The organism is Vibrio sp. 10N.247.311.13, from assembly GCF_041467595.1.
GTDB classification, from domain to species: Bacteria; Pseudomonadota; Gammaproteobacteria; order Enterobacterales; family Vibrionaceae; genus Vibrio; species Vibrio crassostreae_C.
Genome location: NZ_JBFSUX010000037.1, coordinates 1 through 25,834 on the forward strand (window position 1 = coordinate 1; position 25,834 = coordinate 25,834).

General features: G+C 44.3%; 26 protein-coding genes. 14 read left to right on the plus strand and 12 right to left on the minus strand.

The genetic code is table 11. The features are described 5' to 3' along the window. Positions 1 to 195: 195 nt before the first annotated feature. Complete coding sequence (locus AB6E52_RS14960; RefSeq protein WP_017064486.1) at positions 196 to 816, plus strand: LysE family translocator; 621 nt, start codon at positions 196 to 198, stop codon at positions 814 to 816. Between the two features lie 254 nt (positions 817 to 1,070). Here AB6E52_RS14960 and AB6E52_RS14965 read toward each other — a convergent pair whose 3' ends face one another. Beyond that, positions 1,071 to 3,098, minus strand: coding sequence for a PhoX family phosphatase (locus AB6E52_RS14965; protein WP_017072227.1), 2,028 nt, complete (start codon positions 3,096 to 3,098; stop codon positions 1,071 to 1,073). 254 nt (positions 3,099 to 3,352) lie between these two features. Here AB6E52_RS14965 and AB6E52_RS14970 point away from each other — a divergent pair, with 254 nt between their 5' ends. The 5 genes from AB6E52_RS14970 to AB6E52_RS14990 all read left to right on the plus strand — a co-directional run bounded on the left by AB6E52_RS14970 (position 3,353) and on the right by AB6E52_RS14990 (position 7,707). Continuing rightward, the gene (locus tag AB6E52_RS14970) at positions 3,353 to 3,694 is read left to right on the plus strand and encodes a YggL family protein (protein WP_004731398.1); all 342 of its coding nucleotides are present in this window, start codon (positions 3,353 to 3,355) and stop codon (positions 3,692 to 3,694) included. Between the two features lie 387 nt (positions 3,695 to 4,081). Further along, the gene (locus AB6E52_RS14975) at positions 4,082 to 4,765 is read left to right on the plus strand and encodes a spondin domain-containing protein (protein WP_102320765.1); all 684 of its coding nucleotides are present in this window, start codon (positions 4,082 to 4,084) and stop codon (positions 4,763 to 4,765) included. 9 nt (positions 4,766 to 4,774) lie between these two features. After that, entirely contained in the window at positions 4,775 to 5,455 is a 681-nt protein-coding gene (locus AB6E52_RS14980) for a spondin domain-containing protein (protein WP_102320766.1), read from the plus strand. A gap of 80 nt (positions 5,456 to 5,535) precedes the next feature. Then, on the plus strand, positions 5,536 to 6,267 hold the full coding sequence (locus tag AB6E52_RS14985) for a response regulator transcription factor (RefSeq protein WP_102320767.1): 732 nt from the start codon (positions 5,536 to 5,538) through the stop codon (positions 6,265 to 6,267). Positions 6,268 to 6,333: 66 nt separating this feature from the next. Continuing rightward, positions 6,334 to 7,707, plus strand: coding sequence for a HAMP domain-containing sensor histidine kinase (locus AB6E52_RS14990; protein ID WP_102320768.1), 1,374 nt, complete (start codon positions 6,334 to 6,336; stop codon positions 7,705 to 7,707). Positions 7,708 to 7,755: 48 nt separating this feature from the next. Here the strand turns inward: AB6E52_RS14990 and AB6E52_RS14995 are convergent, their stop codons facing one another. Continuing rightward, positions 7,756 to 8,220, minus strand: coding sequence for a hypothetical protein (locus AB6E52_RS14995; protein ID WP_017062624.1), 465 nt, complete (start codon positions 8,218 to 8,220; stop codon positions 7,756 to 7,758). Positions 8,221 to 8,378: 158 nt separating this feature from the next. Beyond that, complete coding sequence (locus tag AB6E52_RS15000) at positions 8,379 to 9,308, minus strand: DMT family transporter (RefSeq protein ID WP_017064490.1); 930 nt, start codon at positions 9,306 to 9,308, stop codon at positions 8,379 to 8,381. Between the two features lie 149 nt (positions 9,309 to 9,457). On the opposite strand from AB6E52_RS15000, the gene AB6E52_RS15005 reads away from it, so the two are divergent. Further along, the gene (locus AB6E52_RS15005; RefSeq protein ID WP_102320769.1) at positions 9,458 to 9,916 is read left to right on the plus strand and encodes an Lrp/AsnC family transcriptional regulator; all 459 of its coding nucleotides are present in this window, start codon (positions 9,458 to 9,460) and stop codon (positions 9,914 to 9,916) included. A 169-nt stretch (positions 9,917 to 10,085) separates the two neighbouring features. On the opposite strand, the gene AB6E52_RS15010 is transcribed toward AB6E52_RS15005, so the two are convergent. Further along, the gene (locus AB6E52_RS15010; RefSeq protein WP_017062621.1) at positions 10,086 to 10,328 is read right to left on the minus strand and encodes a hypothetical protein; all 243 of its coding nucleotides are present in this window, start codon (positions 10,326 to 10,328) and stop codon (positions 10,086 to 10,088) included. Between the two features lie 269 nt (positions 10,329 to 10,597). Further along, positions 10,598 to 11,173 (minus strand): hypothetical protein, encoded by a 576-nt coding sequence (locus tag AB6E52_RS15015; protein WP_102320770.1) that lies wholly within the window; start codon positions 11,171 to 11,173, stop codon positions 10,598 to 10,600. Between the two features lie 96 nt (positions 11,174 to 11,269). Between AB6E52_RS15015 and AB6E52_RS15020 the strand changes: the two genes are divergently transcribed. The 5 genes from AB6E52_RS15020 (at position 11,270) to phaC (ending at position 16,841) form a co-directional block, all read left to right on the plus strand. Beyond that, a complete protein-coding gene (locus tag AB6E52_RS15020; protein WP_102320771.1) occupies positions 11,270 to 11,953 on the plus strand; it encodes an SH3 domain-containing protein in 684 nt (227 codons plus the stop codon). Between the two features lie 529 nt (positions 11,954 to 12,482). Further along, positions 12,483 to 13,223, plus strand: coding sequence for an SDR family oxidoreductase (locus AB6E52_RS15025; protein ID WP_017062618.1), 741 nt, complete (start codon positions 12,483 to 12,485; stop codon positions 13,221 to 13,223). Between the two features lie 26 nt (positions 13,224 to 13,249). Continuing rightward, positions 13,250 to 14,461: an acetyl-CoA C-acetyltransferase gene (locus AB6E52_RS15030; protein WP_102320772.1), complete on the plus strand. Its 1,212-nt coding sequence runs from the start codon at positions 13,250 to 13,252 to the stop codon at positions 14,459 to 14,461. A 130-nt stretch (positions 14,462 to 14,591) separates the two neighbouring features. After that, positions 14,592 to 14,939, plus strand: a complete 348-nt coding sequence (locus AB6E52_RS15035) for a phasin family protein (RefSeq protein ID WP_017062616.1) — start codon at positions 14,592 to 14,594, stop codon at positions 14,937 to 14,939. Positions 14,940 to 15,014: 75 nt separating this feature from the next. Beyond that, positions 15,015 to 16,841: a class I poly(R)-hydroxyalkanoic acid synthase gene (gene phaC, locus AB6E52_RS15040; protein ID WP_017072236.1), complete on the plus strand. Its 1,827-nt coding sequence runs from the start codon at positions 15,015 to 15,017 to the stop codon at positions 16,839 to 16,841. A 127-nt stretch (positions 16,842 to 16,968) separates the two neighbouring features. On the opposite strand, the gene AB6E52_RS15045 is transcribed toward phaC, so the two are convergent. From AB6E52_RS15045 to napF, 6 genes are all read right to left on the minus strand, one after another. Next, positions 16,969 to 17,106, minus strand: a complete 138-nt coding sequence (locus AB6E52_RS15045) for a TIGR02808 family protein (protein WP_010430103.1) — start codon at positions 17,104 to 17,106, stop codon at positions 16,969 to 16,971. Positions 17,107 to 17,117: 11 nt separating this feature from the next. After that, entirely contained in the window at positions 17,118 to 17,699 is a 582-nt protein-coding gene (locus tag AB6E52_RS15050; RefSeq protein WP_009845456.1) for a NapC/NirT family cytochrome c, read from the minus strand. Positions 17,700 to 17,728: 29 nt separating this feature from the next. Further along, positions 17,729 to 18,196, minus strand: coding sequence for a nitrate reductase cytochrome c-type subunit (locus tag AB6E52_RS15055; RefSeq protein ID WP_102320773.1), 468 nt, complete (start codon positions 18,194 to 18,196; stop codon positions 17,729 to 17,731). Between the two features lie 124 nt (positions 18,197 to 18,320). Further along, positions 18,321 to 20,810 (minus strand): periplasmic nitrate reductase subunit alpha, encoded by a 2,490-nt coding sequence (gene napA, locus AB6E52_RS15060; protein WP_102320774.1) that lies wholly within the window; start codon positions 20,808 to 20,810, stop codon positions 18,321 to 18,323. Next, positions 20,807 to 21,112 (minus strand): chaperone NapD, encoded by a 306-nt coding sequence (locus AB6E52_RS15065; protein WP_017062612.1) that lies wholly within the window; start codon positions 21,110 to 21,112, stop codon positions 20,807 to 20,809. The genes napA and AB6E52_RS15065 overlap by 4 nt, the downstream gene beginning before the upstream one ends. Before the next feature lie 23 nt (positions 21,113 to 21,135). Then, entirely contained in the window at positions 21,136 to 21,615 is a 480-nt protein-coding gene (gene napF / locus AB6E52_RS15070) for a ferredoxin-type protein NapF (protein WP_017062611.1), read from the minus strand. A gap of 253 nt (positions 21,616 to 21,868) precedes the next feature. Between napF and narQ the strand changes: the two genes are divergently transcribed. Further along, positions 21,869 to 23,599: a nitrate/nitrite two-component system sensor histidine kinase NarQ gene (gene narQ, locus AB6E52_RS15075; RefSeq protein ID WP_102320775.1), complete on the plus strand. Its 1,731-nt coding sequence runs from the start codon at positions 21,869 to 21,871 to the stop codon at positions 23,597 to 23,599. After that, complete coding sequence (locus AB6E52_RS15080) at positions 23,586 to 24,218, plus strand: response regulator (protein ID WP_017062609.1); 633 nt, start codon at positions 23,586 to 23,588, stop codon at positions 24,216 to 24,218. The genes narQ and AB6E52_RS15080 overlap by 14 nt, the downstream gene beginning before the upstream one ends. A 202-nt stretch (positions 24,219 to 24,420) precedes the next feature. Here AB6E52_RS15080 and dcuC read toward each other — a convergent pair whose 3' ends face one another. Next, positions 24,421 to 25,788, minus strand: coding sequence for an anaerobic C4-dicarboxylate transporter DcuC (gene dcuC / locus AB6E52_RS15085; protein ID WP_017062608.1), 1,368 nt, complete (start codon positions 25,786 to 25,788; stop codon positions 24,421 to 24,423). Between the last annotated feature and the right edge of the window lie 46 nt (positions 25,789 to 25,834).

Here is a 25,834-nt window from a genome sequence, read left to right on the forward strand (position 1 = left end):
CCACAACGGTATGCTAAGAACAAAAATGCCGTTCACTCTTAAGTGAACGGCATTACACTGTTATGTGGCTCTTTTTGTTTGTATTGATCGCAATATTGTTTATTGTCATTACTGCTTCGTTTCAACCTCGCTTCATTTCAAGCCCGATCAAGAAACAAGAACTAATAAATAAAAACAAGTCGATAAGGTAATAATATGGATAGCGCACTACTTTGGGCTTTTATTCCCACGTTTTTCTTCGTGTCAATCACGCCCGGTATGTGTATGACTTTGGCGTTGACACTTGGAATGAGTGTTGGATACAAGCGTACATTATGGATGATGATCGGTGAACTGGCTGGTGTCGCTGTGGTTTCTATTGCCGCGGTATTGGGTATCGCTTCGATCATGTTGAATTACCCATGGCTATTTACGGGCTTTAAATTTGTTGGTGCGGGTTACCTGTTTTATTTAGGCGTTCAGATGTGGCGTTCGAGAGGCAAACTGGCGATCAGTACTGACAACCAAACAACAAAAGTCAGCAATGATTGGGACTTGGTGGTTCAAGGTTTTGTCACTGCAATTGCGAACCCAAAAGGCTGGGCGTTTATGATTTCTTTGCTGCCTCCTTTTATTAACAGCAATAAAGACTTAGCACCGCAGTTGTTCATTCTCGTGTCAATCATTCTGGTTTCTGAGTTTGTTTGCATGACCTTATACGCGACAGGCGGAAAGAGCTTAAAGCATATGCTGGGCAAAGCCGACAATGTTAAGTTGATGAACCGCATTGCAGGTACGTTGATGATGGGCGTTGGTGTTTGGTTGTTCGTGAGCTAATTCTGGTTAGCCTACAACGAGCAGAGATCCCCGACTCAGTCGTTCCTCCTTCTCGAGGGTGACGCGTACGTGGGATGATGACGACTTAGGATTACGGTGAGTTTTGAAAATTCGGATTCTTACTTAAACCGAAGAATGCATAGAATATAAAAAGAGCGATAGGGCATTTGGCCTTATCGCTCTTTTTGATTTTACTTAGCTAGCGAACAGAGACTAGATAACAGAAATGTTTCTGATTAGCCTGCGTTGTATATTTAAACCGCGATTTCACCGCCGTCTTCTCGACGAATCACAACCGTAGATGCTCTTGGGCGGACTTTGCCTTGAGTTTGTGCGGTTGCATCTTCAGACGATGGCCAGTTTGCCGGGTGTTGAATGTTCACAAACAGTGACTTGAAATCTGGGCTTATGGTAAAGCCTGTTACTTCACATCCGTTTGGTCCCACAAAGAAACGCTTTAGCTGCGCTTGATTGTTTGCATCAATTACCGCGCTGTTGCCTTGGTCATCCGTTAATTGAGATGGAACCACTGCCAGCATTTGGTCATTGGTGTAGCCAGTGACTTCGTCTGCGCCATTATCTGTCTGAATCCATAAAATACCACGAGCATCAAACGCTAAGCCGTCAGGACTCGCGAACTGGTTCATGTCTGTTAGACCAGAGCGGTTAATAGACTTGTCTTCCACTGCTGGTGAACCAAATACGAAGATATCCCAATCGAACTCGCCTGCCGTTTTGCCTTCATCCCAACGGATAACATGACCGAACTTGTTGTCTACGCGAGGGTTTGCAGAGTTCGCTTCTTTACGCTTGTTGTTATTAGTCAGCGTTAGGTAAGCCGTACCTGTCATTGGGTCAACAGAGCACCATTCAGGGCGATCCATTGGCGTTGCACCAACAAGGTCGGCAGCGCCCGCTGTATTGATGATAAGCGCTGCTTGAGAGTCAAATGAATCACCTAGCTTGCCGCCGTTTGTTGTCTTGCTGCTCAGATTCAGTGGTAGCCACGTACCTGAACCGTCATCGTTGAACTTAGCCACATACAGCGTGCCTTTATCCATGTACTTGTCACCCGCACTTAGGCGATTACTCGGTTCTGCGTCACGCGGGTCCCATTTCTCTTCAGAAACAAATTTGTATAGGTATTCAAAGCGAGAATCGTGACCAGAGTAGAATACGATTGGCTCGCCTTCGGTCAACTTACCAAACGTACAGCCTTCGTGACGGAAACAACCCAGTGCAGAACGTTTCTTAGCGCGAGAGTTTGCTGTGTATGGGTCGATTTCAACAATGTAGCCGTGACCGTGTGCTTCGTTACGGTAATCGTCCATTGCTGATTCACCTGTTGGTGTTACGTCAAAGCGAGCAAATTCGTCTAGGCGTTCTTGTTTGTCACCAGAAAGCGTGTCCCAACCGTAACGTGTTTTGTCGGTAGCGATACCAATACGTTCTTGCGCTGGTGTTGTCTCGCCTTTGTTAACGAAATAACCCGGCCAGTTTTCTTCACACGTTAGGTAAGTGCCCCATGGTGTGTAGCCATTACCACAGTTGTTCAACGTGCCACGAGCTTGGCTGCCGTCTTGTGAGAACTTGGTTTTGGTAAATTCACTGTGTGCAACAGGACCAGACAGATCCATTACGGTCGCGCCTGTGTAGCGGCGGTTCAGAGGATCGTTATCGACCATCACCCATTGGTTGCCTTCAAGTTTTACACGAACCACACTCACGCCGTGTGCGTTGATCTCTTTACGTACTTCATCAAGGCTAGGGCGGTTGCCTTCATCGTATGTAGGACCATTAGCGTGCAGTGCTTTTTGGTCGATGTATTCGTGATTAATCACCAACAAACCGTCGTTGCTGTTGCCATTAAGCGGGAAGAAGTGCATGCCGTCGTGGTGCATGCCCAGTGAGTTTGCTTGATCTTGTGCGTTGTTGGTTCCATCTTTTAACCAAGCATTGCCTTGCTTGTTAAGTGGAGTACCCCAAGGAACCAATACTTGTGCTGTATAGCCTTTTGGCACAACGACACTGTCTGTCAGTGAGCCTTTAACCGATTCGAATGCAAGTGTAGCAGTGCTTTTTTGCGGTGCGCTAGATGATGCTGTCGCCGCGTGCGCTGTGCTGTGGCCTGCTAAACCAAAAGCACCAAACGCCGTCATTGCACTGATGCCTAAACCGCCTTTGAGAACATTTCGTCTTGAAAGGTTCGCATCTAAAACTTCTTCGAAGGGTTTGTTTTTGCTCTTATTAAAACGAGTGCTATCAAATGTTTCCTTGCTCATCTTTACTGCTTCCTATTGGCTGATTTTATTATTCGTTATTCATGACTTACCCACCTACTAACTAATTGGTTAATAAGTTGGGTCAATGTGTGACTAATCGTGAAGCAGTTAAGTGACAGATTTTTATAGATTTGATTAAGGTTTTGTTTCTGTAGCACGATTTTTGCCATTAACACCCTTGTGTAATACAAAACTCTTGGGGATTGATGTGGAACTGTGTATAAATGCTTTATCAAACGAAAAGAGAGGCAGTTATGAAATTAGATAAAATCGAAAACAAAAATCGCCGCCTACGCAAGAAGTTATACCTAGGTGAATTCGCTATTCTAGGTTTTGAAGTAAGCTGCACGACTTCGATTGCTGATTTTGACCAATACGATGTGTTCATCGATGAATTTATCGATTTTATCGACAGCATCGGCCTGTGCTTTGGTGGCGGTGGTTTAGAGCTGTTCGAAGGTTTCTTATGTTCTATTGAGCGCTACCGTTCAGTGACAGAAGCAGAGCAACTGCAAGTAGCGCAGTGGCTTGAAGCTCGCGCAGAAGTAAGCAAAGTAGAAGTAAGCGAACTTGTTGACGCAAACTACGCATTCTAAATTGGTGTTGTTCGGCTAGCTCAGTTGGAAGCGAATAGAGCTTTCCTGAGAGAAGTTTTATACATCAGTGAAAGGCCCAGTCGGTATATCGATTGGGCCTTTTTGCGTTTGGTCTGCGCTATTCTTGAACCATGATTTCTTCTGTACCTCTCATTCCTGGAACGAGAGTTTCTATTTACATATCGGTATTTTAGGTCTGTCTTTCTGGATAGTCAGAAGTTTGAATAAACTTGTGAGAGTTTTATGAGAATTCAATGAAGTTGCTGATAGATTTGATCGCCATTCTTAGAGTCAACAACACCACAGTTCGTTCTGGCAAAGGTAACGGTATATCGCTGTTATTCGTTTTGTTGGCAACGATAGGACTCGATAAAGGATGGAATCAAAATGAACAAACGTACTCAAATCAGCTTAGTGATCAGCTCGGCTATGTTGACCTTCGGAGCGGCTCAGGTTCAGGCTGCAGAGCTTGAGGTGACCGTTACCAACGCAACGAAAGGGATCTACTTTACGCCTATCTTGGCAGCCGCTCATGACTCCAGCTTGTTCATGTTTAGAACGGGTGAGAGTGCTTCTGCGGAATTGGAATCGATGGCCGAAGGTGGCGATATTTCAGGTCTATCGAGTTTGATTGCAAACGCGGGCGGTGTGGTGGTTGAAAACCCAGCTACCGGTATTCTTAATCCGGGCGTCGCAACTACGTTTGATATCAACACCGGTGATTTAGCTTACTTGTCATTGGGTGCCATGCTAGTGCCAACCAACGACGGCTTTGTTGGCTTAGACAGTTGGAAAATCCCAACTCAAGCGGGCACCTACAAAGCGACTCTAAATGGTTATGACGCAGGAACAGAAGCCAATGATGAGCTGGCGGGTAGTATGCCAAACCCTCCATTCATTACCTTTGGCGCTGGTGGCACTGGTGTAGAAACTGCAGTATCAAACGCTAAGGTTCATATTCATCCGGGTAACATCGGTGATAGTAACGCGGCTGGCGGCATCAGTGACCTTGATAGTAGCAGTCATCGTTGGTTAAACCCTGTGGCAACTATCACCATTGTTGTGAAGTAAGGGGGATGTATGAAAGCTAGAATTCTATTTATCGCTGCATCAGTAGCTGTGTTAGCAGGTTGTCCGGACGATGACGACGATTACTATCGCTATGATGTGAGTGTGACTAACCTCACCCCCAATCAACCTATGTCGCCCCTCGCGGTATTGACTCACAATACGAATTTTGACCTGTTTGAAGTCGGGCAAAGTGCCTCTGTCGATCTGGAATACTTGGCGGAAGGAGGCAGTAATGCACAATTGCTTGCGCTCAGTGACAATGACGCCAATGTTTATCAAGGCATCTCAGGCAATGGGCTGATTCTTTCAGGTGAGCAAGACACGGTGTCTATTCGTGTTGACCCAAATCAAGAAGGGTATATCTCAGTTGCTTCGATGTTGGTGAACACCAATGATGCGTTTGTCGGCGAATCCGGATTATCGCTCAAGTCATTAGCGGTGGGTGATACCTTTACCATGAACATGAATGTTTGGGATTCGGGAACTGAGCTGAACGATGAGCTTGCTGCAACCATTCCGGGACCAGCAGGCGGTGGTGAAGGTTTTAATACCACACGAGACGACACCGATATAGTGAGTTTTCACTCTGGCGTAATCAGCCAAGATGATGGTCTAGCTACCTCTGCATTAAGTGGCAATCATCGTTTCCTTAACCCCGGTGCGCGAATCACGATTACTCGCACAGAGTAACTGGGTAACACACGATGAAAGAATTCCTGCTCTGTTCCGGTCAATTGAAAGGTGGGCAGACTCCGAATAGAGCAGGGATAATGAACAGTGCTGCGGTAAATTTGATGGCAAACATATTGTTAGTCGAAGACGATGACGACTTGGCTGAGCTGGTGCAGATGCATCTCAAGTTCCAAGGACATGATGTTGTAAGGACCAACTCAATTGAAATGGCTCAAGCGCTATATCAGGGAAGCCAGTTTGATTTGATCGTGCTTGATCGAGGCTTACCTGACGGCGATGGTCTCGATTTTTGTCGATTGTTACGCCAGCAAGAAGACTGGACGCCTGTGCTAATGCTTACAGCAAGAGACACTGAGCTAGATAAGGTGTCAGGCTTAGAAGCCGGTGTTGATGACTACATAACGAAACCTTTCAGCGTTCTCGAGTTTCAAGCAAGAGTGAGGAACGTGCTTCGCCGTTTAAGCCATGTCGAATCAGCGACTCAAGAGGTTGTGACAGCAGAATCGATTATGAATTTTGGTGTGCTCACTATTCAACCTGAACGCCATCAGGTGTCACTCAATAACCAAGACGTACCGCTGACAGCTACCGAGTTTACCTTACTTCATTTCTTAGCAACCCGCCCGGGGCGTGTGTATAGCAAAGACGAGCTGCTCGATCATGTTTGGAATACTCATCACTCTGGCTATCACCATACCGTGTGTAGCACAGTCAACCGTCTAAGAACCAAGCTTGCGATGCCGAATAGTGATGATGATTTCATTAAAACCGTTTGGGGTGTTGGTTATAAGTTTGAGTCGAAAGCTTAGGCCTATGTGTCGCGTCCGAAGTTTACTAAAAGGCCAGTAAGACCTAAGAGCCATCGAGGAGAGAACATGAGTTTCAAATCGCGTTTAGTGTTGTTCACCAGTTTGTGGTTTCTGCTCGTGAGTGTGGTGATTGCTTATACCTATAATTGGCAAAAAGAGACCATAGAACAAAGAACTAAGCAGAGCTTACACAAAGAGCTCGCGGTTCATATGCGCGATGATAATCCTCTGATGATTGGTACCGACTACAACCCTAAAGCGCTCAAATCCATTTTCCACACCTTGATGTTGATAGGGCCAGATTTTGATATCTATTTCCTCGACAGTCAGGGCAAGATTACGACTCATGCTGCGCCAGAAGGCACTGTGTTAGCCAACCAGATAGACTTAGCACCCATTCAACAGTTTTTAAACGACGAGCCTTATCCCATTCTGGGGGAAGATCCGATCAATCCCGGGGCTCGTAAGGTGTTTTCCGTAGCAGCGATTGAAGAGCTAGGTTCGACCGTCGGGTATCTGTACGTTTTGATTGGCAGTAATCGTCACACCGTGATTGCCAATTCGCAGGTCGACACGCCATACATTGCGCTCGCGGGGCTCATGCTGATCTCTATCTTGGGTTTTGCAGTTGGGGCTTATCTATTGGTTAAACGTAGCCTGTTAAACCCAATAGAAGCAGTAACCAACAAGCTGCAACAACAAGCAGAGCAAGATTTTCGATTGGACCCGAACTTCATTCATCAAGTACCAGAATTGGTGCCGATTGCACGCTCGTATCAGTTGATGGCGAAGCACATTCAACAGCAATTTTTGCAACTTGAATATCAGTCGTCACATCGAAGACAAAGCTTATTACAGCTCAGTCATGATTTGAAAACGCCATTGTCGAGTGTATTGGGGTATCTAGAAACGTGGAGGATTCAAAACCCACATTCGGATCCACTCATAGATGTGGCATATCGCAATGGCAACAAGTTATCTGAACAGCTCCATTCGCTGTTAGATAGCGCCAAGAATGATAACTCGGTACCCACATATCAATACGCTTCAATCGATTTCAATGGGCTGATGAGCGAATGCTTAGAAACGATACAAAGCCAATATCGCCATAAAAATGTTGAGTTGAACATTAATATGCCTATTGGAATCAAGGCTGTGGGTGACAGTGATCTGCTTGAGAGGTTGATTTTGAATCTGTTAGATAATGCATTGAGGCATAGCCCAAGTGGAACCGTGGTGTCGCTAGATGTTGATTTTGAAGCGGATTCAAAACGGGTGAAGGTGGTGATTCATAATGAGGTTGAGCAGGAAGCGCCGAACGGTTCGTTAGGTATTGGCACCAAAATCGCGCAGTCGATACTGATGTTACATCACAGCGTGCTAGAAACAACAAAGGCAGAGAACTCCTTTCAGCAAAGCTTTTATTTGCCTTCGGTATAGCTCTGTCTGCCTTCGTTTAGCTCGATGTATACTTACGTAGAACTAACGTTAAGCGTCTTTACTGTCTTCGTTGCCTTCGTTCACTTTCGCGTAGAAGTGAAGTAGCTCAGTTAATTCTTTAACCCAGCCAAACGCATCTTTAGGTGCGTTCTTTAAGATCTTTTCTACTTTCTCACAGTGCACTTCGATTGCGATTGCTTCTTCAAGGTTGAAAGAAATTGAGTAGAAGTGCCAAAGCAGTAGGCGAGTCATTCGCTCGATGTTCTGTTGCGAGTTATCCGACTCTGAGAAGGCTAGGTTTACTTCACCAAGCGCGATAGCTGTCATTCGAAGCATTGCGTCAAATTTCGCTGATTGCATGCGTTCTTCGCTGGTGACTTCTTCTTGCTCGAACGTAAACAATTCCGTCATTGCATCTTCAGGTACAAGGCGATGAATCATTCTTAAACTAAATTCTTCTAGTTCATGGCGAGGCATGGTGATTAAGCAATTTAAGGTGTAGTCGCGTTGCATGGTGTTCTCTTGGATCTGCAAAAAGGTCGGACAGTTTAATGGAGAAGCGAGTTTAGAAAAAGCAGATTTTAGATAAGCCTGCGTTGGCAGGCTTATCTGTGTACTACAAGCCCTAAAATCGATGCTTAGGGGAACTGTATTTAGGTTTGAACGCAGTATCAGGCCTTGCTATGGCTTGGCGGTTGGTACTGCATCGACTGGTCGTTTCTCATGAATATGTTGCTCGCGACCAAACTGCCGATGCAAATAGAACCAAGGGCGAGCCAAGTCATCGCATCAGGAATCTCGTTGAATAGTGGGATCGCCAACAAGGTCGCCACTGCGGGTGTTGCACTGCCAAAAGCGGCAGAGCGTTCAGCCCCTAAGGTATTAACCGCATACAGGTAAGTGAACGCAGCGATTAACCCCGCCCCAACGCCTTGCACTGTTGAATGAACGGCAAGCTCCGTGAAGGGCCAATTAGCGATTGGTGTGTCCATTAGGTGGCTTGGGAGGGTTCCAGTCAGGATTAGGACGAGTAAAAGCAAAGTAGAACAGAGAGAAATAAAACCGGCACTGACTAACGCATTAAGATTAGCGACACGGGCTGAGATGGTGAACATCGCCCACATTAAGCTTCCGCATAAAAACAACAAATGACCTTTGGTGTATTCGAAGTTGAAGCTGCTTAAGCTACTCCCTAAAAACAACAGTATGCCGAGCAAAACCAAACCTAAACCAACAACACGATGTCGGCTGAGTGGCTGCTTAAAAAAGAGTACCGCAATTCCTGTAACGAACAGAGGAAGCGTGCCCGGAACAAGAGCACTGCCATGAGATACCGGAACAAACTGCATGGCCGTTCCGGCAACAAGCAGATAAGGTAATCCGCTACCTACGAACATACCCGTTAGATACCGTTTAGGGACGACGGCAATTGCGCTGCGTGCTTTCCACATCAAAGGCAATAACACCAAAGCCGGTATGAGAAATCTTGTGAGAGCGATATCGGCAGGTGTTAAATCTGAATTTGCGCCGCCTTTAAGAGAAAGAAAAAAGCTCGCCCAAATGAGTAGGGTGACAGTAATAGATAAGTAGCCAAGATTCATAATATAGAAGGAGAGTGGGTGATGACTCATTATGGAACAGTTGGTGTGCCACAGGTTGGCAAGTTTTGGCTAAACTTGAACTATCGTTGATGATTTCTGCTAATATTCACCAAATAATTAACGGATTTAACTAATGTTTGGCATTTACTATGGATAGAATTGATAGGCATCTTCTCGAACTGCTACAAAAAGATGGCAGGTTAACCACGGCTGAACTTGCTGATGAAGTGGGTTTATCACCTTCGCCTTGTGCAAGACGAGTCAAAAGGCTAGAAGAAAAGGGCATTATTGACGGTTATCGTGTGAGCTTGTCACGAGAACAAGTCGGCATCACAATGAGTGTGTTTGTTGAGGTGAGCCTAAACAACCACCAAGAAGTGTCGATAGATAAGTTTGAGGCGGCTGTTGTAGAGATGGAAGAGGTGATCAGTTGCCATGTTGTATCTGGGGCTTATGACTATTTGCTAGAAGTGGTTAGCCCGAACTTGATGGCCTACGAGGCATTTACAAGAAAACTTCAAAGGCTCTCTAACGTGAAAGATATTCATACCCACCTTGCGATAAGACAAGTAAAAGGCAATGCACCACTGCCAATTTATACCGATTAAGCCAAACTCTGAGCAGTAACACGAAGGCAGAATGAGCTGAAAACGAAATGGTTTACTCCTGAAGTAGAAGCGCGGTCAATATCAAAAATCATCCATTAAGTGTCAGGCTTCAGGCAATAAAAAACGGAGCACCTCGTGAAAGGTACTCCGTATATGATAGGTGCAAAACTTAGTGATACTTAAAGTTAGAGATTGAACAATCCCCAGTTTGTGCATTAATTCTGAATGAAAAAGCATGTGAATGATAATCCACGCCGTCATTCCAAATTGTCTCTCCAAATATCTTACATAGCTCTAGCTCACTTACTGAACCGAACTCTTCCATGTGTTTAGCTACAGATAAAAGTTTACCTCTTATCTCTGCAGTCCATTCCGTGTTACTCAAGCAGTTGAAAGCCATAGTTTTTTGCATATTACCTAGCCAAAATGTTTCTTGTTATTAAGTTATATGAAGATTCATGATAACAATTTTCTGGCGTTTGTAAATCTATTTTGTGATGAATATCTCACATACTCGCTTGCATTGGTCGGAAATTGAACTTCATTGTTGATAGATAGCACATTACTTTCACAACCTATTGATAAAGCTTTGATTAACGAGTTCTTAGAATATTATGAATGGGATTAAGCATATTTATCGGAAAAGTCCAGTCGAACGAGTGAGAGAATCTAATGGTGATTTCAGTTTGATGCACCGTTTGCTGGTTGGTTTATGTGGCGGGCTTCGTCAATCATCGTCGCTTCTCTGCGGTATTTTGAAGACAGCTGACGGAATTTTTCACTGAGTGTATGGAGATCTCGGGAGAGTGATTGTGAGCTTTGGACGTGCACCTGCGCGCTTTCTGCCTGGCGTGGGAGTTTTGCTTTGGTGCAGTGTTTGGCGACGGCTTGCCATGAATACGCTAGAGAGTCAGCGCCTTCAAGTTCACTAGACACAAAATACGCCTGTTGTAGCAAAACCTCGGAGACGTCATACGCGGTATTCATATGACTATTGAGCTGCACATTAAACCTTTCTTCGTACTTTGCCCAAAGCTCAATGATCTGCTTTTCATTAAAGTGTTTAGATAACAATGTCTGTGACTCATAGGTTGAAAGAGCTTGGTTGAACTCTTTGGTGTACTGACTATAGCGACCTTCAAAAGAGAGCTGACGATCCAACAGTGTTTGCCAGTTTTCACGGTCACAATGATTCGCTAGAGCGACATTGGCACTCAAAGTTACGCTTACAATGATAACTTTCCCCCAAAAACTCATGACTTTCCTCTACTTACCGTGCGCTCTACTGAGAGTATAGATGAGCAGCAGCATGAGTTGATGTACACTTGAGACATACCTATAACGGAAGAGCTGGTGGATTTGATGAAAAAAGCGCTGATCGCTTTACTTGTGTTGTTGATATTGGGCGGAGGGGGAGGAGCGGCATACTACTTCTTAGTCATGAATAAAGCACCAATCCCACAAGAGAAAACGGAAGAGCCGGCGTTAGAAGCTACCGAGCAATCTGAATCTGACCTCGTACCCATCATGGATCTTCAGCCTGAACCAGAGCAGACGGAATTTTACGTTTTGGAGAGAAAGCTAGAAGTGGTCGAGCAACCTGAAATTGATGGCTTGATAACGGATTACCTCTACAAAGGGGAAAAGGTGGAGGTACTCGAGAAACAGGGAGAATGGGCTCGTATCTCAGACTATATTGTCCTTAAAGATGGCGGCCCACAGACGGCGGAATGGGTCTCTATGTCAGGCTTATCGAATGATGAAGTCATTATTTCGGAAAAAGAAAGCAAAGAGATATTGGATTCCTATTTGGTTAAGTCTGATGATCTCAAGATCCATCAAGAAAAATTCCGTAATTCGGTGGCTAAACTGATCTCTGAGGGGGAGTGTGCCCCAAGTGATTTTGAAGAATTAGGCGGATGGGTGAAATCTCTTAAGTACAGCAATCGAGATGTATATTTTATTTATTGTGGTGGGTTGTCCCTTGAAAACAAAATTTATCTTGATGTAAATACAAATGAAATATTTACGAAGTAAGATCCCACGCTCAATTTATTAATGCTATTTACTTAAGCCCACTCATAGATTGAGTGGGCTTTTTTGTCTATTCATAATGCTCATCGTCCCCATTTAGAACGTTAATTATATTGAAGCTCATATAGAATCATTAGGAAACATTTATTAATTTCTAATAATAGTTTTGTTATTATTCTCGTGATCAATCATTTCAAATTCCCACATTGCATTATTCTTGAAACAAGCTGGGAGATATAGATTTATCTCGTATTAACAAAGGCTTATCTGCTTGTTGGTAAAAGTAAAATTAAATAAACCTTATTAATATCAGAGTTTTGCGTTAATTTACATATTCGTAACATTTCATTAATTTTGGGATGCAAGTCTAGTTTTTAATCATAATGCGAAAATATTTTATATTTGTAATAATACTTTTTGATTTTGAGTTGTAGGGTTTAATTAAAGCAAAACGTAAAGTTTAATTATCAGCTAAGACATTATCTTATTAACATCATTGTTATTTAATTGCTTGTAAGGGATGGAACCATTAATGAAAAAGCTTGCTTTAATTACAGGGTCAAAAGGCGGTATCGGCTCAGCAATTTCCTCTAAATTAGTTGCAGACGGCTATCGTGTTATCGCGACTTATTTTACTGGAAATTACCAATGTGCCTTGGATTGGTTTAACGAAAAACAATTCACCGAAGATCAAGTGAGATTGTTTGAATTAGATGTTACCAATACTGCGGAATGTGCGCTGAGCTTAAGCAAGTTGTTAGAAGAAGAAGGCACGGTGGATGTACTAGTCAATAACGCAGGTATTACACGTGATAGCGTCTTTAAAAAGATGGATGCCGAAGCGTGGAAAGACGTGATTGAAACAAACCTAAACAGTCTGTTCAACGTGACTCAACCTTTGTTCGCTCCTATGTGTGAAAAGGGTAACTGCCGTGTCATCAACATATCTTCCGTCAATGGTCTTAAAGGTCAATTTGGACAGACTAACTACTCAGCAGCGAAAGCTGGAATGATTGGTTTTTCTAAAGCTTTGGCTGCAGAAGGCGCTCGTAGCGGCGTAACCGTGAACGTGATTGCCCCTGGCTACACAGCAACTCCTATGGTTGAGCAAATGAAGCCTGAAGTACTGGATTCAATCAAGAACCAAATTCCGATGAAACGCTTAGCAACACCTGTTGAAATTGCAGACGCAGTGGGCTTTTTAGCGAGTGAATCTGGCGCGTACATTACAGGCGAAACATTGTCTGTGAATGGCGGCTTGTACATGCAGTAATTGGCGAAACTGAAGGGGTTGGAATGATGGAAAAAGTATTTATTGTTGCGGCTAAGCGCACTCCTATTGGTGCATTTACCGGGTCGCTAAAAAACGTATCTGCGGGTGAACTGGCTGGCGTTGCGATCAAAGGTGCACTTGAGTCTGTCGATCTTTCGTTAGATGCGATTGATGAAGTAATCGTCGGCAACGTGATTTCGGCAGGTCAAGGCATGGGGGTTGCTCGTCAGGCTTCCATCTATGCAGGGCTTCCTGAGGAAACACCAGCATACGGCGTGAACATGATTTGCGGCAGCGGAATGAAATCAGTGATGGACGCAGCGGCGCACATCAAAGCACAAGATGCTGAAGTGGTTATTGCTGCTGGCGTTGAAGTGATGTCACAAATTCCTTTTGTGGTACCAGCGAGCGTTCGTAATGGTCACAAAATGGGTGACATCTCAATGAAAGACTTACTGGTTGGTGATGGCTTAACCGATGCGTTTAATCACTACCACATGGGCATGACCGCTGAAAATATCGCGAACACGTTGAATATTTCGCGCCTAGCTCAAGATAACTATGCCTTAGAAAGCCAACAAAAAGCCGTTGCTGCGATTGAGGCGGGTAAGTTTAACGAGCAAATCGTGCCTGTAGAAGTTAAGCAGCGCAGACAAACCGTCACTTTTGATACCGATGAGTATCCGAAGTCAGACGCGACATTCGAAGGTCTGCAAAAGCTTCGTCCAGCTTTTGACCGTGAAGGGTCTGTTACGGCAGGTAACGCTTCTGGCATCAATGATGGCGCGAGTGCAATCATCTTAGCCTCAGAGAGTGCAGTAGCGAAATACGGACTGACACCACTGGTAGAGCTAACGAGCTACGCACAGTCTGGATTAGATCCAAAGATTATGGGTTTAGGCCCAGTAGAAGCCGTTTCTAAAACGCTTGATAAGGCGAATCTCACTCTAGAAGAAGTAGATTTGTTTGAATTGAATGAAGCGTTTGCAGCACAAGCTCTTGGCGTAATGTACCAATTGTCAGAGCAGCATGACTTACCGCTTGATGAGTTCAAGCCAAAGGTCAATGTGAATGGTGGTGCAATCGCGCTTGGCCATCCTTTAGGTGCTTCAGGCAATCGAATTATTGTTGCACTCATCCATGAAATGCTTGAACAGAAAACGACTTATGGCGTTGCTTCACTCTGTGTGGGTGGGGGAATGGGAACCGCTGTTTTGCTAAAAGGTATTGAAGGTTAGAGCCTGATATATCGGTAGCAAGCTTAAATATCGGATCAGCTTTTCAAAGCATCGCGAGTTAATCGATGAGCGTTGGCTGAAACGATAGTGACACAAATTTATTAAACTATGTATTCATCAGGAGTTACTTATGTACACGGATATTTTCAAAACAATTACTGACCAAACTGAAAAGCAATTTGAACCGTACTTAAAGTTCAACAAGTTGGTTGCAAAGAACGTCCAAACGATGACAGAACTGCAAATGAATGCAATGCAGACTTACACGAACATGGGTCTTGCGCAAATGAAAGCAGTGACTGAAATCAAAGACGTGACTAGCCTAACGGCGTTCAACAGCCAGCAACTAGCAGCGCTAACTCAATTGTCTCAACAGATGATGAGTGATAGCTCAAAAATGCAAGCTGCTGCAAAAGAGTTCAAAGAAGATGTTGAAACACTAACAACTGAAAACTTGAAAACAGTTACACCTGCATAAATAAAATCGCCATCGAGTCAGCACAGTGTTTACTGTGAGGCTCGGTGGCGATTTTCCGATTATTGGAGTCATGTTATGTTTCAACACTTCTTTTCGGACTACCTTGTTAAACTTCAACAAACAAACCAGCAATGGTGGGAAAACTTTGAACAAAACAAGGAAGCCGCGCAATCTCCCCTAAATCAAGCGATGCAAGAGTTGAATTTTGATGATGCGTCAAAAATCTTCGAGCAAGCCGCTAACCAACCCGCCGTTCTCCTTCAGTTACAATCCCAGTGGTGGGAACAGCAACTTAAGATTTGGCAAAATGCCGCACTGATGGGTAATACCGAAAGCGTCATTACTGAAGAGCGCAGTGATAAACGCTTTATTGATGAAGCGTGGAAAAATGACCCGTTTTACAGCTTTATCAAGCAGTCTTATTTGTTATTCAGCAAAAGCTATATAGACACCATTAATTCAATCGAAGGCATAGACGAGAAAACCAAGGAACGTGTGGCGTTCTTTTCACGTCAGGCTATCAATGCTCTTTCTCCTAGTAACTTCATTGCGACTAACCCAGAGTTGATGAAGCTAACGCTTGAGCGCAATGGTGAGAACTTGCTAGATGGGCTAGAGCAGCTACAAGCTGACGTTGAAGCGAGCGCGGATATCCTCAAGATCCGTATGACCAACAATAATGCCTTCCGATTAGGTGTTGATGTTGCGAACACGGAAGGTGATGTCGTTTTTCAAAATGATCTGTTCGAGCTTATTCAATACTACCCAAAAACACCTCAGGTGAACGCCACGCCTTTGTTGATCGTTCCTCCATTCATCAATAAGTACTACATTCTCGACCTTCGTGAAAAGAACTCAATGGTTCGTTGGTTGCTTGAGCAAGGGCACAGCGTCTTCATGATGTCTTGGCGCAACCCAGGTGAAGCGCAAAAAGACTTAGAGTTCGGTGACTATGTCACGGAAGGCGTAGCGAAAGCCGTGACGGCAATTGAAGATATCACGGGTAAAGAGCAAATCAATGCTGCAGGTTACTGCATTGGTGGTACTGTTCTCGCTTCAACGGTCGCTTACTATGCTGCTAAAAGAATGAAGAAACGCATTAAAACTGCGACCTTTTTTACGACTCTATTAGACTTCTCTCAGCCGGGAGAGGTTGGCGCATATATCAATGAAACGATCATTAACGCCATTGAGAAACAGAACGATGCTAAAGGATTCATGGATGGTCGTTCATTAAGCGTGACATTCAGTTTGCTTCGTGAAAACAGCCTGTACTGGAACTACTACATTGATAACTACCTAAAAGGCAGCAGCCCAATGGAGTTTGATCTGTTGTACTGGAACAGTGACAGCACTAACGTTGCAGCTAAATGCCATAATTTCTTGCTGCGTGAGCTTTACCTTGAGAATAAACTTGTTCAAGACAAAGGCGTGAAAGTAGGCGGTGTCTGGATTGATCTCAATAAGATAAAAATACCAAGCTACTTCATTTCAGCGAAAGAAGATCATATCGCGCTTTGGCAGGGGACTTACCGTGGTGCCTTGAATACCGGTGGCAACAAGACGTTCGTGCTTGGTGAATCTGGTCATATCGCGGGTATTGTTAACCATCCAGATAAGAAGAAGTACGGGTTCTGGCTGAATGACAACCTAGACGACTCGGCGGATGAGTGGCTAACTAATGCGACTCATAATGAGGGGTCTTGGTGGACACACTGGAATCAGTGGCTACAAGGTTTTGAAACTGACGAAAAAATCGAACCTTTCAATCAAGGCTCAGAGCTTAATCCTGTGATTGGCAAAGCGCCAGGCAACTATGTAAAACAGGTGCTGCCGATTGTCGATCAAGAGCAGGTTGATAAAGAGACCGCAGAGAAAGAAGCGCCAGAAAACGAAGCTTAGGGCGTTAAGTCACATTCAATTATAAAGATACACAACGTCAGATAATAAAAAAGCCACTGAAATCAGTGGCTTTTTCGTATCAACTCATATCAGAATTATCTGGTAGAAGTTGATGGAATCTCGATTGTTAATCGATTTCTTTGTCTTTACCCATAGATAAAATCCAAAGAGATACGGCTGCAACACCTGCAAAGCCACCAAGAATGATAACTGGCATAGCGCTGTAACCTAGGATGTGCCAAATTACGCTTTCTAAAGTACTCATTCAATCGCTCCTTATTGCCAGCCTTCAACGCCGTGCATGTCTGGTAGTTTGTGTGCAATACCTTTGTGACAGTCTACACACGTTTTTTCACCAGAAGCTAGCGCAGTCGAGTGTTGTTTCGCACTACGGGGGCTCTGCTCTGAGAAGTCCATGTAATCGAACTGGTGACAGTTACGACACTCAAGCGAATCGTTCTTCTTCAATCGAGCCCATTCGCGTTCCGCTAGGTGAGCACGACGTGCTTTGAACTTTTCTTCAGTATTGATGGTTTTCGCAATAAAGTGTGCGTATAGCTCTTTAGATGCTTGAACCTTACGAACAATTTTATCTGTCCATTCATGAGGAACGTGACAGTCTGAACAGATAGCACGAACACCAGAACGGTTAGAGTAGTGAATTGTCTCTTGGATTTCAGCAACGATAGGTGCGTGACAGCCAGAACAGAATTCTTCCGTGTTGGTTGCCTCCATACCCGTGTTGAATGCACCCCAGAACAAAAGACCACCCGAGAAACCCAAGAACAAAACAACGCCTACGGCTGCTTTGCTTGGTGTCGCAAGTCTTTTCCAAAACGCTTTAAGTAATTTTATCATATATAGCCTCTCTTACAGTCCGGCTACGATTAACGCAGTGAATCTACAGGTTTGAACTCGTTCTCAACTAGTGGCTTAGCATTAGCTTGAGGTACGTGACACTGTAGACAGAAGTAACGACGAGGTGATACGTCTGCAAGTACCGCATCTTCACGGTTCATGTAGTGAGTTACACTCACTTTAGTAGCACCCATTTCTTTTGCGTTTTTCCAGCTGTGGCAAGAAAGACACTTGTTAGCGTTAAGAGAAACTTCATAGCTACGAATAGTATGAGGCACTAGAGGTGGTTGGTATACGTAGTCACTCTCAAGTACTTGGTCACGAGGGAACTTTTTGAAGTCATCTGCTGCGCGAGTTGCTTCAAGTTCACTTGCACCACGTAGAGATTCTACGCCACCAATGCCGCCTGGGTTATCCAGTTCAGCTTCAGCTTCAGCTTGAACTGCACCAGCTAGCAAAAGACCAGCTGATAGTAGGGCAGTAATCAGTTTTTTCATGGTTAATTTCTCCGCCTAAAGGCTAATTCTTTGAGTGGACTACTTCTTTCAAAAAGTAACGAAAAAGCAGTCGCAATATTAAAAACGTCAGATCTACGAGCTAAGTGGTAAGAACATATTGTCCTTAAGCGACCTTAGTGATCTTAACTGGACACTTCTTGTAATCCGTCTGTTTAGACAGAGGATCCGTTGCATCCAAGATCAACTTGTTGATCAGAATTCTTGCATCAAAGAATGGTACGAATACCAAGCCTTGTGGTGGACGGTTACGACCACGAGTTTCAACACGAACGCGTACTTCACCACGTTTGTTTTCGATAAGAACTTCATCACCACGGCGAAGACCACGAGCTTTAGCATCAGCAGGGTGGATGTAACAAAGTGCATCCGGTACTGCTTTGTAAAGTTCTGGTACACGACGAGTCATAGTACCTGTGTGCCAGTGCTCAAGAACACGACCTGTACATAGCCACATATCGTATTCATCGTTTGGTACTTCAGGTGGCGCTTCGTATGGTGCATTGATGATCAGTGCTTTACCATCTGGTTTGCCGTAGAAGTCCCAATCAGAACCTTTCTTAGCATATGGATCTGAACCTTCTTTAAAGCGCCATAGTGTCTCTTTACCGTCAACAACAGGCCAACGTAGACCACGAACTTGGTGGTAGCGATCGTATGGTGCTAAATCGTGACCGTGGCCGCGACCAAAGGCTGCGTATTCTTCGAATAGACCTTTTTGAACGTAGAAACCTTGAGCTTGTGCATCGTCGTTAAGCTCTTGAGCTTCAGACAGTGGGAATGCATCAACGTTGCCGTTTTTGTAAAGCACGTCGTACATGGTTTTGCCACGGTACTCAGGCATTTTCGCAACCAGTTCTTCACCCCAAACTTCTTCAATAGTGAAGCGCTTAGAGAATTCCATGATTTGCCATAGGTCAGACTTAGCTTCACCTACAGTTTTCACTTGTTGGTACCATGCTTGTGTACGACGCTCTGCGTTACCGTAAGCGCCTTCTTTCTCAATCCACATTGCTGTTGGAAGGATGAGGTCAGCCGCTTGAGCTGTTGCCGTTGGGTACGGGTCAGAACATACAATGAAGTTATCTGGGTTACGGTAACCTGGCAGACGTTCAGTGTTGATGTTTGGACCCGCTTGCATGTTGTTGTTACACATTACCCAGTAAGCGTTGATTTTACCGTCTTTCAACATACGGTCTTGAAGAACAGCGTGAGCGCCGGGTACCGGTGGAATGGTGCCTTCTGGAAGTTTCCAGATATCTTCTGCAATTTTACGGTGTTTAGGGTTAGCAACCACCATATCGGCAGGTAAACGGTGAGCGAATGTACCAACTTCACGCGCTGTACCACACGCTGACGGTTGGCCAGTTAGTGAGAATGGGCTGTTACCTGGAGTAGAAATCTTACCTGTAAGAAGGTGGATGTTGTATACAAGGCTGTTCATCCATACGCCACGAGTATGTTGGTTCATACCCATAGTCCAAAGTGACATTACTTTGATGTTTGGATCGGCATATTGCTTAGCCAGCTTGATAAGGTCTTCTTGAGATACACCTGACATTTCAGACGCTTTCTCAACTGTGTATTCAGCAACAGACGCTTTGTAGTCTTCGAAAGAGATAGCAGTCATTTCGCCTGAGTTAGGGTTTGCGGCTGCTTTCTGTAGTGGATCATCGTCACGCAGACCGTAACCGATGTCTGTCGTTGCTTGCTTGAAGTTCGTGTGCTTGTTCACGAAGTCCCAGTTAACGGCATCGTTTTGAATGATGTAGTTAGCAATGAAGTTAGCAATTGCTAGATCTGATTGAGGTTCGAAGATGTAACCCGTGTCTGCAAGCTCGAAAGAACGGTGGTAGTAAGTAGACAGTACGTTTACTTTAACGTGTGGGTGGCTTAGACGACGGTCTGTAATACGAGTCCATAGTACTGGGTGCATTTCTGCCATGTTTGAACCCCACAGTACGAATGCGTCTGCGTGTTCAAAGTCATCGTAACAACCCATTGGCTCATCAATACCGAAAGTGCGCATGAAGCCTACTACAGCAGAAGCCATACAGTGACGAGCGTTTGGATCTATGTTGTTTGAACGGAAACCCGCTTTCATCATCTTAACGGCTGCGTAGCCTTCCATTACTGTCCATTGGCCTGAACCGAACATACCAACACCTGTTGGACCGTTCTTCTTCAGTGAAGCTTTCCATTTCTCAGCCATCACGTCGAACGCTTTGTCCCAAGATACGGGTGCGAAATCACCATCTTTATGGAACTCACCATCTTTCATACGAAGAAGAGGTTGTTCTAGACGGTCTTTGCCGTACATGATTTTTGAAAGGAAGTAGCCTTTGATACAGTTAAGGCCTTTGTTTACAGGAGCTTCTGGATCGCCTTGAGTCGCAACCACTTTACCGTTTTGAGTACCTACTAGTACTGAACAGCCCGTACCACAAAAACGACAAGGCGCTTTATCCCACGTGATTTTTGTTTGATCAGAGCTAGCAATCAGGTTGGTTGCTGTTGCCGGTAGAGTTACACCTGCAACGGCTGCCGCTGATGCAGCTGCGTTTGCTTTCACAAACGCACGTCTTGTCATTTTCATACTTCACCCTCAAGTTGAGAATTGTTACTTCCAGTTTCTAAATCCGTTTCGTCGAGTCCAGTTTCGATTTGGTGATAAACCAAAGCTGTCCCCAAAACGTTCTTAATGTTGTTTATTGCTTCGATGGTGTCCGTTACAAAACCTTGGTTTTCAGTTTCTAGGACCACGATGATTTTGCCTTCAGGGCTATCTCCGTAGATTTCAGCGTTATCGAATTGATCGATCTCCGCTTTGATCTCATTTAGATGCTCAGGGCTCACATGCACGACTAAACTTGATATATGCACTTCATTTAGTGCCATAAATTGCTCTCGTTATTTTTGTTTTATGCATTACTCACAAGAATAGCCGAAGTAGGGCAAATTGCTACGCAGGCCCCACAACCGCTACACTCATCTAACTCGATTTTTGGTAGAGCAACACTGCCTGCTCTAAGTTCAAATTGAATGGCCATAGGTTCACACATGTCACCACAGCTTCGGCATTCAACATTTTGTTGCGCTAAACACTTATCAGAGATTTGTGCTTTTGCTTGCCAAGGCTCTCCTTGCTTTGGCTTAAAAATGGGTTCGGGACAAACATCTGCACATTGATAGCAGAACGTACACTCATCAATAGAGAAATCTACAGTGGGAAAACCACCATCGCCTACAATGATTATCTTAGTCTCACAACTCTCGATGCATTTACCGCAGCGAGTACAGTCATCTGTAAAGCTTTCTAGGCTGTCAATCCAAGGCAAACGAATCTGGCTTGAGTCAACTTTTCGTCTTGAAAAAAGACGGCGTTTTGATAGATCTACCACTAGATACCTATAGATGTTACTAAGATGTTGTAATTGTAGGTCATTATTCTATTAATATCTTGTAATGAGTCCTCACAAGTAGTGTAGTTTTAGAAACAATTGTATAAATACCCCCTAAGGGCTAATTGGGGGCATATATTGTCTTAGATCAATAAATTACGGAGCGAGTGATCACATATTGAATGGAGCTATGATTTTTGATGTGTGACAATACGATATCGCTGGCAAGTCATTTATCAATAGGAAGGCACTTTTGCTTATAAAACCGGTTTCATCTGTAACAAGTACGATAGCAAAATCTTTGCTCTCTATACTGCTGTTGTCGGTTGCTACGACTGGCTTTGCCATCTTTACTTTGGCTTCAAGTTTGAATGATGCGGAAGCGGTTAACGTGGCCGGTTCAATGCGAATGCAAAGCTACCGTTTAGCCCATGATATTCAAATAGAATCTGTCGATTATGAATCTCATATTCGTGAATTCGAAAGTTCTCTTTACTCGCCATCCATGACTAATTTGGTCAGTTGGAATGTTCCGACAGACATCACAGAAGATTACTATTTAATTATCGGCCGTTGGCATGAGCTAAAACAGGTCTTGAATAGCGAAGAGCGCGATCACTATCTCGTGTTGGTTGAAAACTTCGTGGCTGAAATCGATGGCTTCGTTTATAAGCTGCAAGAGTTCTCTGAAGACAAGTTAATAAAGTTAGCGTGGGCTGGTGGTATCGGCCTTGGTGGGATTCTGGTCATATCTCTTTTTGTTGTTCACTTTGTACGTAAACAGGTTGTTAAACCGCTACATGCTCTTGTCGGTGCGAGCCAAAGAATCAAAAACAGCGACTTCGAGGTAGAACTCAAGGTGACCAGTAACAACGAAATGGGCATTTTGACCAAAACCTTCAACTCGATGGCCAAAGATTTAGGCGTGCTTTATCGAAACCTTGAAGATGTGGTGGATGCAAAGACGATTGAGCTGCAAAATGCGAACCAGTCGCTGCAGGCACTTTATAACTCGTCACAAGAGCTCACGGTGACGCGTATTGCTCCTGAAAACTTCCGAGCTATCTTGCAGCATCTCGTGAGCTTGGAAGGGATTGGATCACTGAGGCTCGAGATTGTCGATAACTCAGGCCGTTCATTGATTATGGATGAAGGTTACGATTCGAATTTAGACTACGAAAAGTTTGAGATGAAACTCGACGATAACGAACTTATTCTCGGCTATTTATACTGTTCATATCACCACGGGCACTCAACTAAAGCTCTGATCGAAAGCTTCATTCAACTGCTATCGAGAGCGATCTACTACAATCGTGCTCAAAAGAAAGCTGAACAGCTTATTATCATGGAAGAGCGTGCCACGATTGCACGTGAACTCCACGATTCATTGGCTCAATCACTGTCGTACTTGAAAATTCAAGTTACACTATTAAAGCGTGTGATTGGCAAACTGCCAGAGCAACAGCACCGAGAGCAATCTGAACAAATCGCGTCTGAGATCGGAAACGGCTTAGCCGACGCTTATACCCAGTTAAGAGAGCTACTCACCACATTTAGGTTGACCATTAAAGAGGGCAACTTTGGAGACGCCTTAAGTACCATGCTTGAGGCGCTCAGCGAGAGAACCGATGCGAAGATTAACCTCACTAATAATCTCTCATCGATCGAGCTTGATGCGCATAGTCAGGTTCACTTGCTTCAATTGATTCGTGAAGCAACAATAAATGCAATAAAACACGCCAATGCCGACTTGATAGATGTATGCTGTATCGATGAGGACGGTGAAGTATTAGTCGTGATAAAAGATAATGGAGATGGCTTTGACTCAAGTAGTTCTAAGATGAACCACTACGGGATGAGCATTATGCATGAGCGTGCGGTAAGACTGAATGGCGACTTGACGATTGAAGCGGCGCAAGGTGAAGGCTGTACAGTCATATTGAAATATAAAAGTTTGAAGGAAGTTAAAGTTGACGATTTGTAAAGTAATGCTGGTTGATGATCATCCATTGATGCGCAGAGGTATAAGCCAATTACTGAGCTTTGAAGACGAATTCGAAGTGATTGCAGAAGCAAGTAACGGCACTGAAGCGGTTGCTCTTGCTCATGAAGAAGAACCTGATTTGATCCTTTTGGATCTCAATATGAAGGGCATGTCTGGTTTAGATACCTTGAAAGCACTTCGCACTGACGGTTCTAGCGCAAACATTGTTATTCTAACGGTTTCTGATAGCCCTGCAGACATTGAAGCGATTGTAAAAGCAGGCGCTGATGGCTACTTGTTGAAAGACACTGAACCCGATGAGTTAATTGAACTGCTTAAGCAAGCACACAGCGGTGACAAGGCTTACAGCAGTGTGGTTGCTCGTTACCTAAATGATGCTGGAAGCCGCAATGATATCTTCGAACAACTGACTGAACGTGAAATGCAGATCCTTCAAGAAGTCGCGAAAGGTTACCGTAATAAGCAGATCGCCGATCACCTGTTTATTTCTGAATCGACAGTTAAGGTACATATGAAAAGCTTGTTGAAAAAGCTGCAAGTGCCTTCCCGTACCGCTGCAACGGTTCTGTATCTAGAACGCTATGGTGAAATGAAGTAGGGCTTGTTCCTTTGAGATAACACTATTTCAAGCCTGACTGTTTATACATTTTGTACATGTCTCGATAGTTTTAACGATGTTGAGAAAGTGACATTAAAAAAGGCGCTGAACTTATTAAGTTCAGCGCCTTTTTGTTTACGCATTTTATATTCAGTATTGGTGTTCGTTTGTTCTTCGTTCTTTGAGATTAGAAACTTAAGGCTTACGCCGACATTGGAACCAATACAAGCGTACCGAAGATAACCGTAATAAGACCACAGATTACGGGTACAGACGTACGTTTTACGACTTCAAATGGGCTGATTTTACCCATACCAGAAGTCGCTACGATTACGCCAGATACTGGTGAAATTGTACGACCTAGGTTCGATGCTTGAAGCATTGGGATGATTAGGAACGCTGGGTTCAAGCCCATTTTCGCCGCTAATGATGGAGCCAGTTCTACGAATGCATAGAAAGGTGCATTACCTGAACCTGTCGCAATTGCCGCAGCAACCGTTAGACCTGTGAGGATAAGCATCAATGCGATGCCGCCTGCGCCTGCAGATTCGGCAAGACCGATTAGGTTATCAATTGCACCGATAGACATTAGACCTTGAGCAAATACGCCCGCCGCAACCAACAGCATTACCACGCCTTTGAACGCGTCAGCCATGCCTTGGTAGCAAGAGTCTAGATCTTCTAGTGTTTTCTCGCCGTCAAACTTCTTAACAACGTAATCGATAACTGCGCCTACGAAGATAGAACCTACCACAATAGTGTAGATATCAAGTGAAAGCCCTGGAATCGTACGACCGTTGAATAGGAAAACGCCGATGATAGGTAGGAATGGAAGTGCAGCGTAGAAAGCCGGCGCCGTTGTTTCGATTTCAGAAACGTCTACTTTTTCCATTGGTGTGTTTTCTTTCTTATCTAGGTATTTGTTCCAGAAGAAAGCCGCACCCGCCATCACGATGATCGCACAGATAGAAACAGGCAGTACCGTTTGAACAGCAAACACATCAAGAGACATGCCTGATTTTTCTGCCGCGATAACCACATCACCAGACGTTGGTGAAAGAATGATGGCTGCAGGTGACGCACAAACTGCAACTGCCGCTGGGCGAGAAATACCCATTGCCGTCATCATTGGGAATAGGGTTGCCATCAATAGCACACCAAGACCCGTTGCAGAACTTACTGCTAGAGACATCAGACACGCTACGATGTAAGCCGCAACAAGAAGTACATAGGGAGATTTGATCGCAGCAAGCGGTTTAGAGAACTGTTTCACTACCACGTTGTTAGCACCAATGTGCGTCATGTAAGAAGCAAAACCACAAAGAAGCATGATTTGCATGCCTAGGCCGCCCCCGCGGTACTGAAGCATGTATTTAACAAATTCTAGTGAGTCGGTAACCATGTTACCTGTTGAAGCTACCTTAGCTGGTAAGACTGTGTGACCAATAAGGCCGGTGATAAGAAGTAGGGCAAGGCCAGCAGTTAGTAATACACCCGCCGCTTTATAGCCTTTTACAATAAAGTAACCAACAGCAATAGTAATCACTAATCCGATCAAGAGCTCTAACATAGAAATCTCCACAAAGTTTAAAAAATATAAGAAAGTGTTTCAGAAT

Bases quoted from the DNA above. Each gene is read 5' to 3' on its own strand.
- AB6E52_RS14960 (WP_017064486.1), top strand. From the start codon at position 196: ATGGATAGCGCACTACTTTGGGCTTTTATTCCCACGTTTTTCTTCGTG.
- AB6E52_RS14965 (WP_017072227.1), bottom strand. From the start codon at position 3,098: ATGAGCAAGGAAACATTTGATAGCACTCGTTTTAATAAGAGCAAAAAC.
- AB6E52_RS14970 (WP_004731398.1), top strand. From the start codon at position 3,353: ATGAAATTAGATAAAATCGAAAACAAAAATCGCCGCCTACGCAAGAAG.
- AB6E52_RS14975 (WP_102320765.1), top strand. From the start codon at position 4,082: ATGAACAAACGTACTCAAATCAGCTTAGTGATCAGCTCGGCTATGTTG.
- AB6E52_RS14980 (WP_102320766.1), top strand. From the start codon at position 4,775: ATGAAAGCTAGAATTCTATTTATCGCTGCATCAGTAGCTGTGTTAGCA.
- AB6E52_RS14985 (WP_102320767.1), top strand. From the start codon at position 5,536: ATGAACAGTGCTGCGGTAAATTTGATGGCAAACATATTGTTAGTCGAA.
- AB6E52_RS14990 (WP_102320768.1), top strand. From the start codon at position 6,334: ATGAGTTTCAAATCGCGTTTAGTGTTGTTCACCAGTTTGTGGTTTCTG.
- AB6E52_RS14995 (WP_017062624.1), bottom strand. From the start codon at position 8,220: ATGCAACGCGACTACACCTTAAATTGCTTAATCACCATGCCTCGCCAT.
- AB6E52_RS15000 (WP_017064490.1), bottom strand. From the start codon at position 9,308: ATGAATCTTGGCTACTTATCTATTACTGTCACCCTACTCATTTGGGCG.
- AB6E52_RS15005 (WP_102320769.1), top strand. From the start codon at position 9,458: ATGGATAGAATTGATAGGCATCTTCTCGAACTGCTACAAAAAGATGGC.
- AB6E52_RS15010 (WP_017062621.1), bottom strand. From the start codon at position 10,328: ATGCAAAAAACTATGGCTTTCAACTGCTTGAGTAACACGGAATGGACT.
- AB6E52_RS15015 (WP_102320770.1), bottom strand. From the start codon at position 11,173: ATGAGTTTTTGGGGGAAAGTTATCATTGTAAGCGTAACTTTGAGTGCC.
- AB6E52_RS15025 (WP_017062618.1), top strand. From the start codon at position 12,483: ATGAAAAAGCTTGCTTTAATTACAGGGTCAAAAGGCGGTATCGGCTCA.
- AB6E52_RS15030 (WP_102320772.1), top strand. From the start codon at position 13,250: ATGGAAAAAGTATTTATTGTTGCGGCTAAGCGCACTCCTATTGGTGCA.
- AB6E52_RS15035 (WP_017062616.1), top strand. From the start codon at position 14,592: ATGTACACGGATATTTTCAAAACAATTACTGACCAAACTGAAAAGCAA.
- phaC (WP_017072236.1), top strand. From the start codon at position 15,015: ATGTTTCAACACTTCTTTTCGGACTACCTTGTTAAACTTCAACAAACA.
- AB6E52_RS15045 (WP_010430103.1), bottom strand. From the start codon at position 17,106: ATGAGTACTTTAGAAAGCGTAATTTGGCACATCCTAGGTTACAGCGCT.
- AB6E52_RS15050 (WP_009845456.1), bottom strand. From the start codon at position 17,699: ATGATAAAATTACTTAAAGCGTTTTGGAAAAGACTTGCGACACCAAGC.
- AB6E52_RS15055 (WP_102320773.1), bottom strand. From the start codon at position 18,196: ATGAAAAAACTGATTACTGCCCTACTATCAGCTGGTCTTTTGCTAGCT.
- napA (WP_102320774.1), bottom strand. From the start codon at position 20,810: ATGAAAATGACAAGACGTGCGTTTGTGAAAGCAAACGCAGCTGCATCA.
- AB6E52_RS15065 (WP_017062612.1), bottom strand. From the start codon at position 21,112: ATGGCACTAAATGAAGTGCATATATCAAGTTTAGTCGTGCATGTGAGC.
- dcuC (WP_017062608.1), bottom strand. From the start codon at position 25,788: ATGTTAGAGCTCTTGATCGGATTAGTGATTACTATTGCTGTTGGTTAC.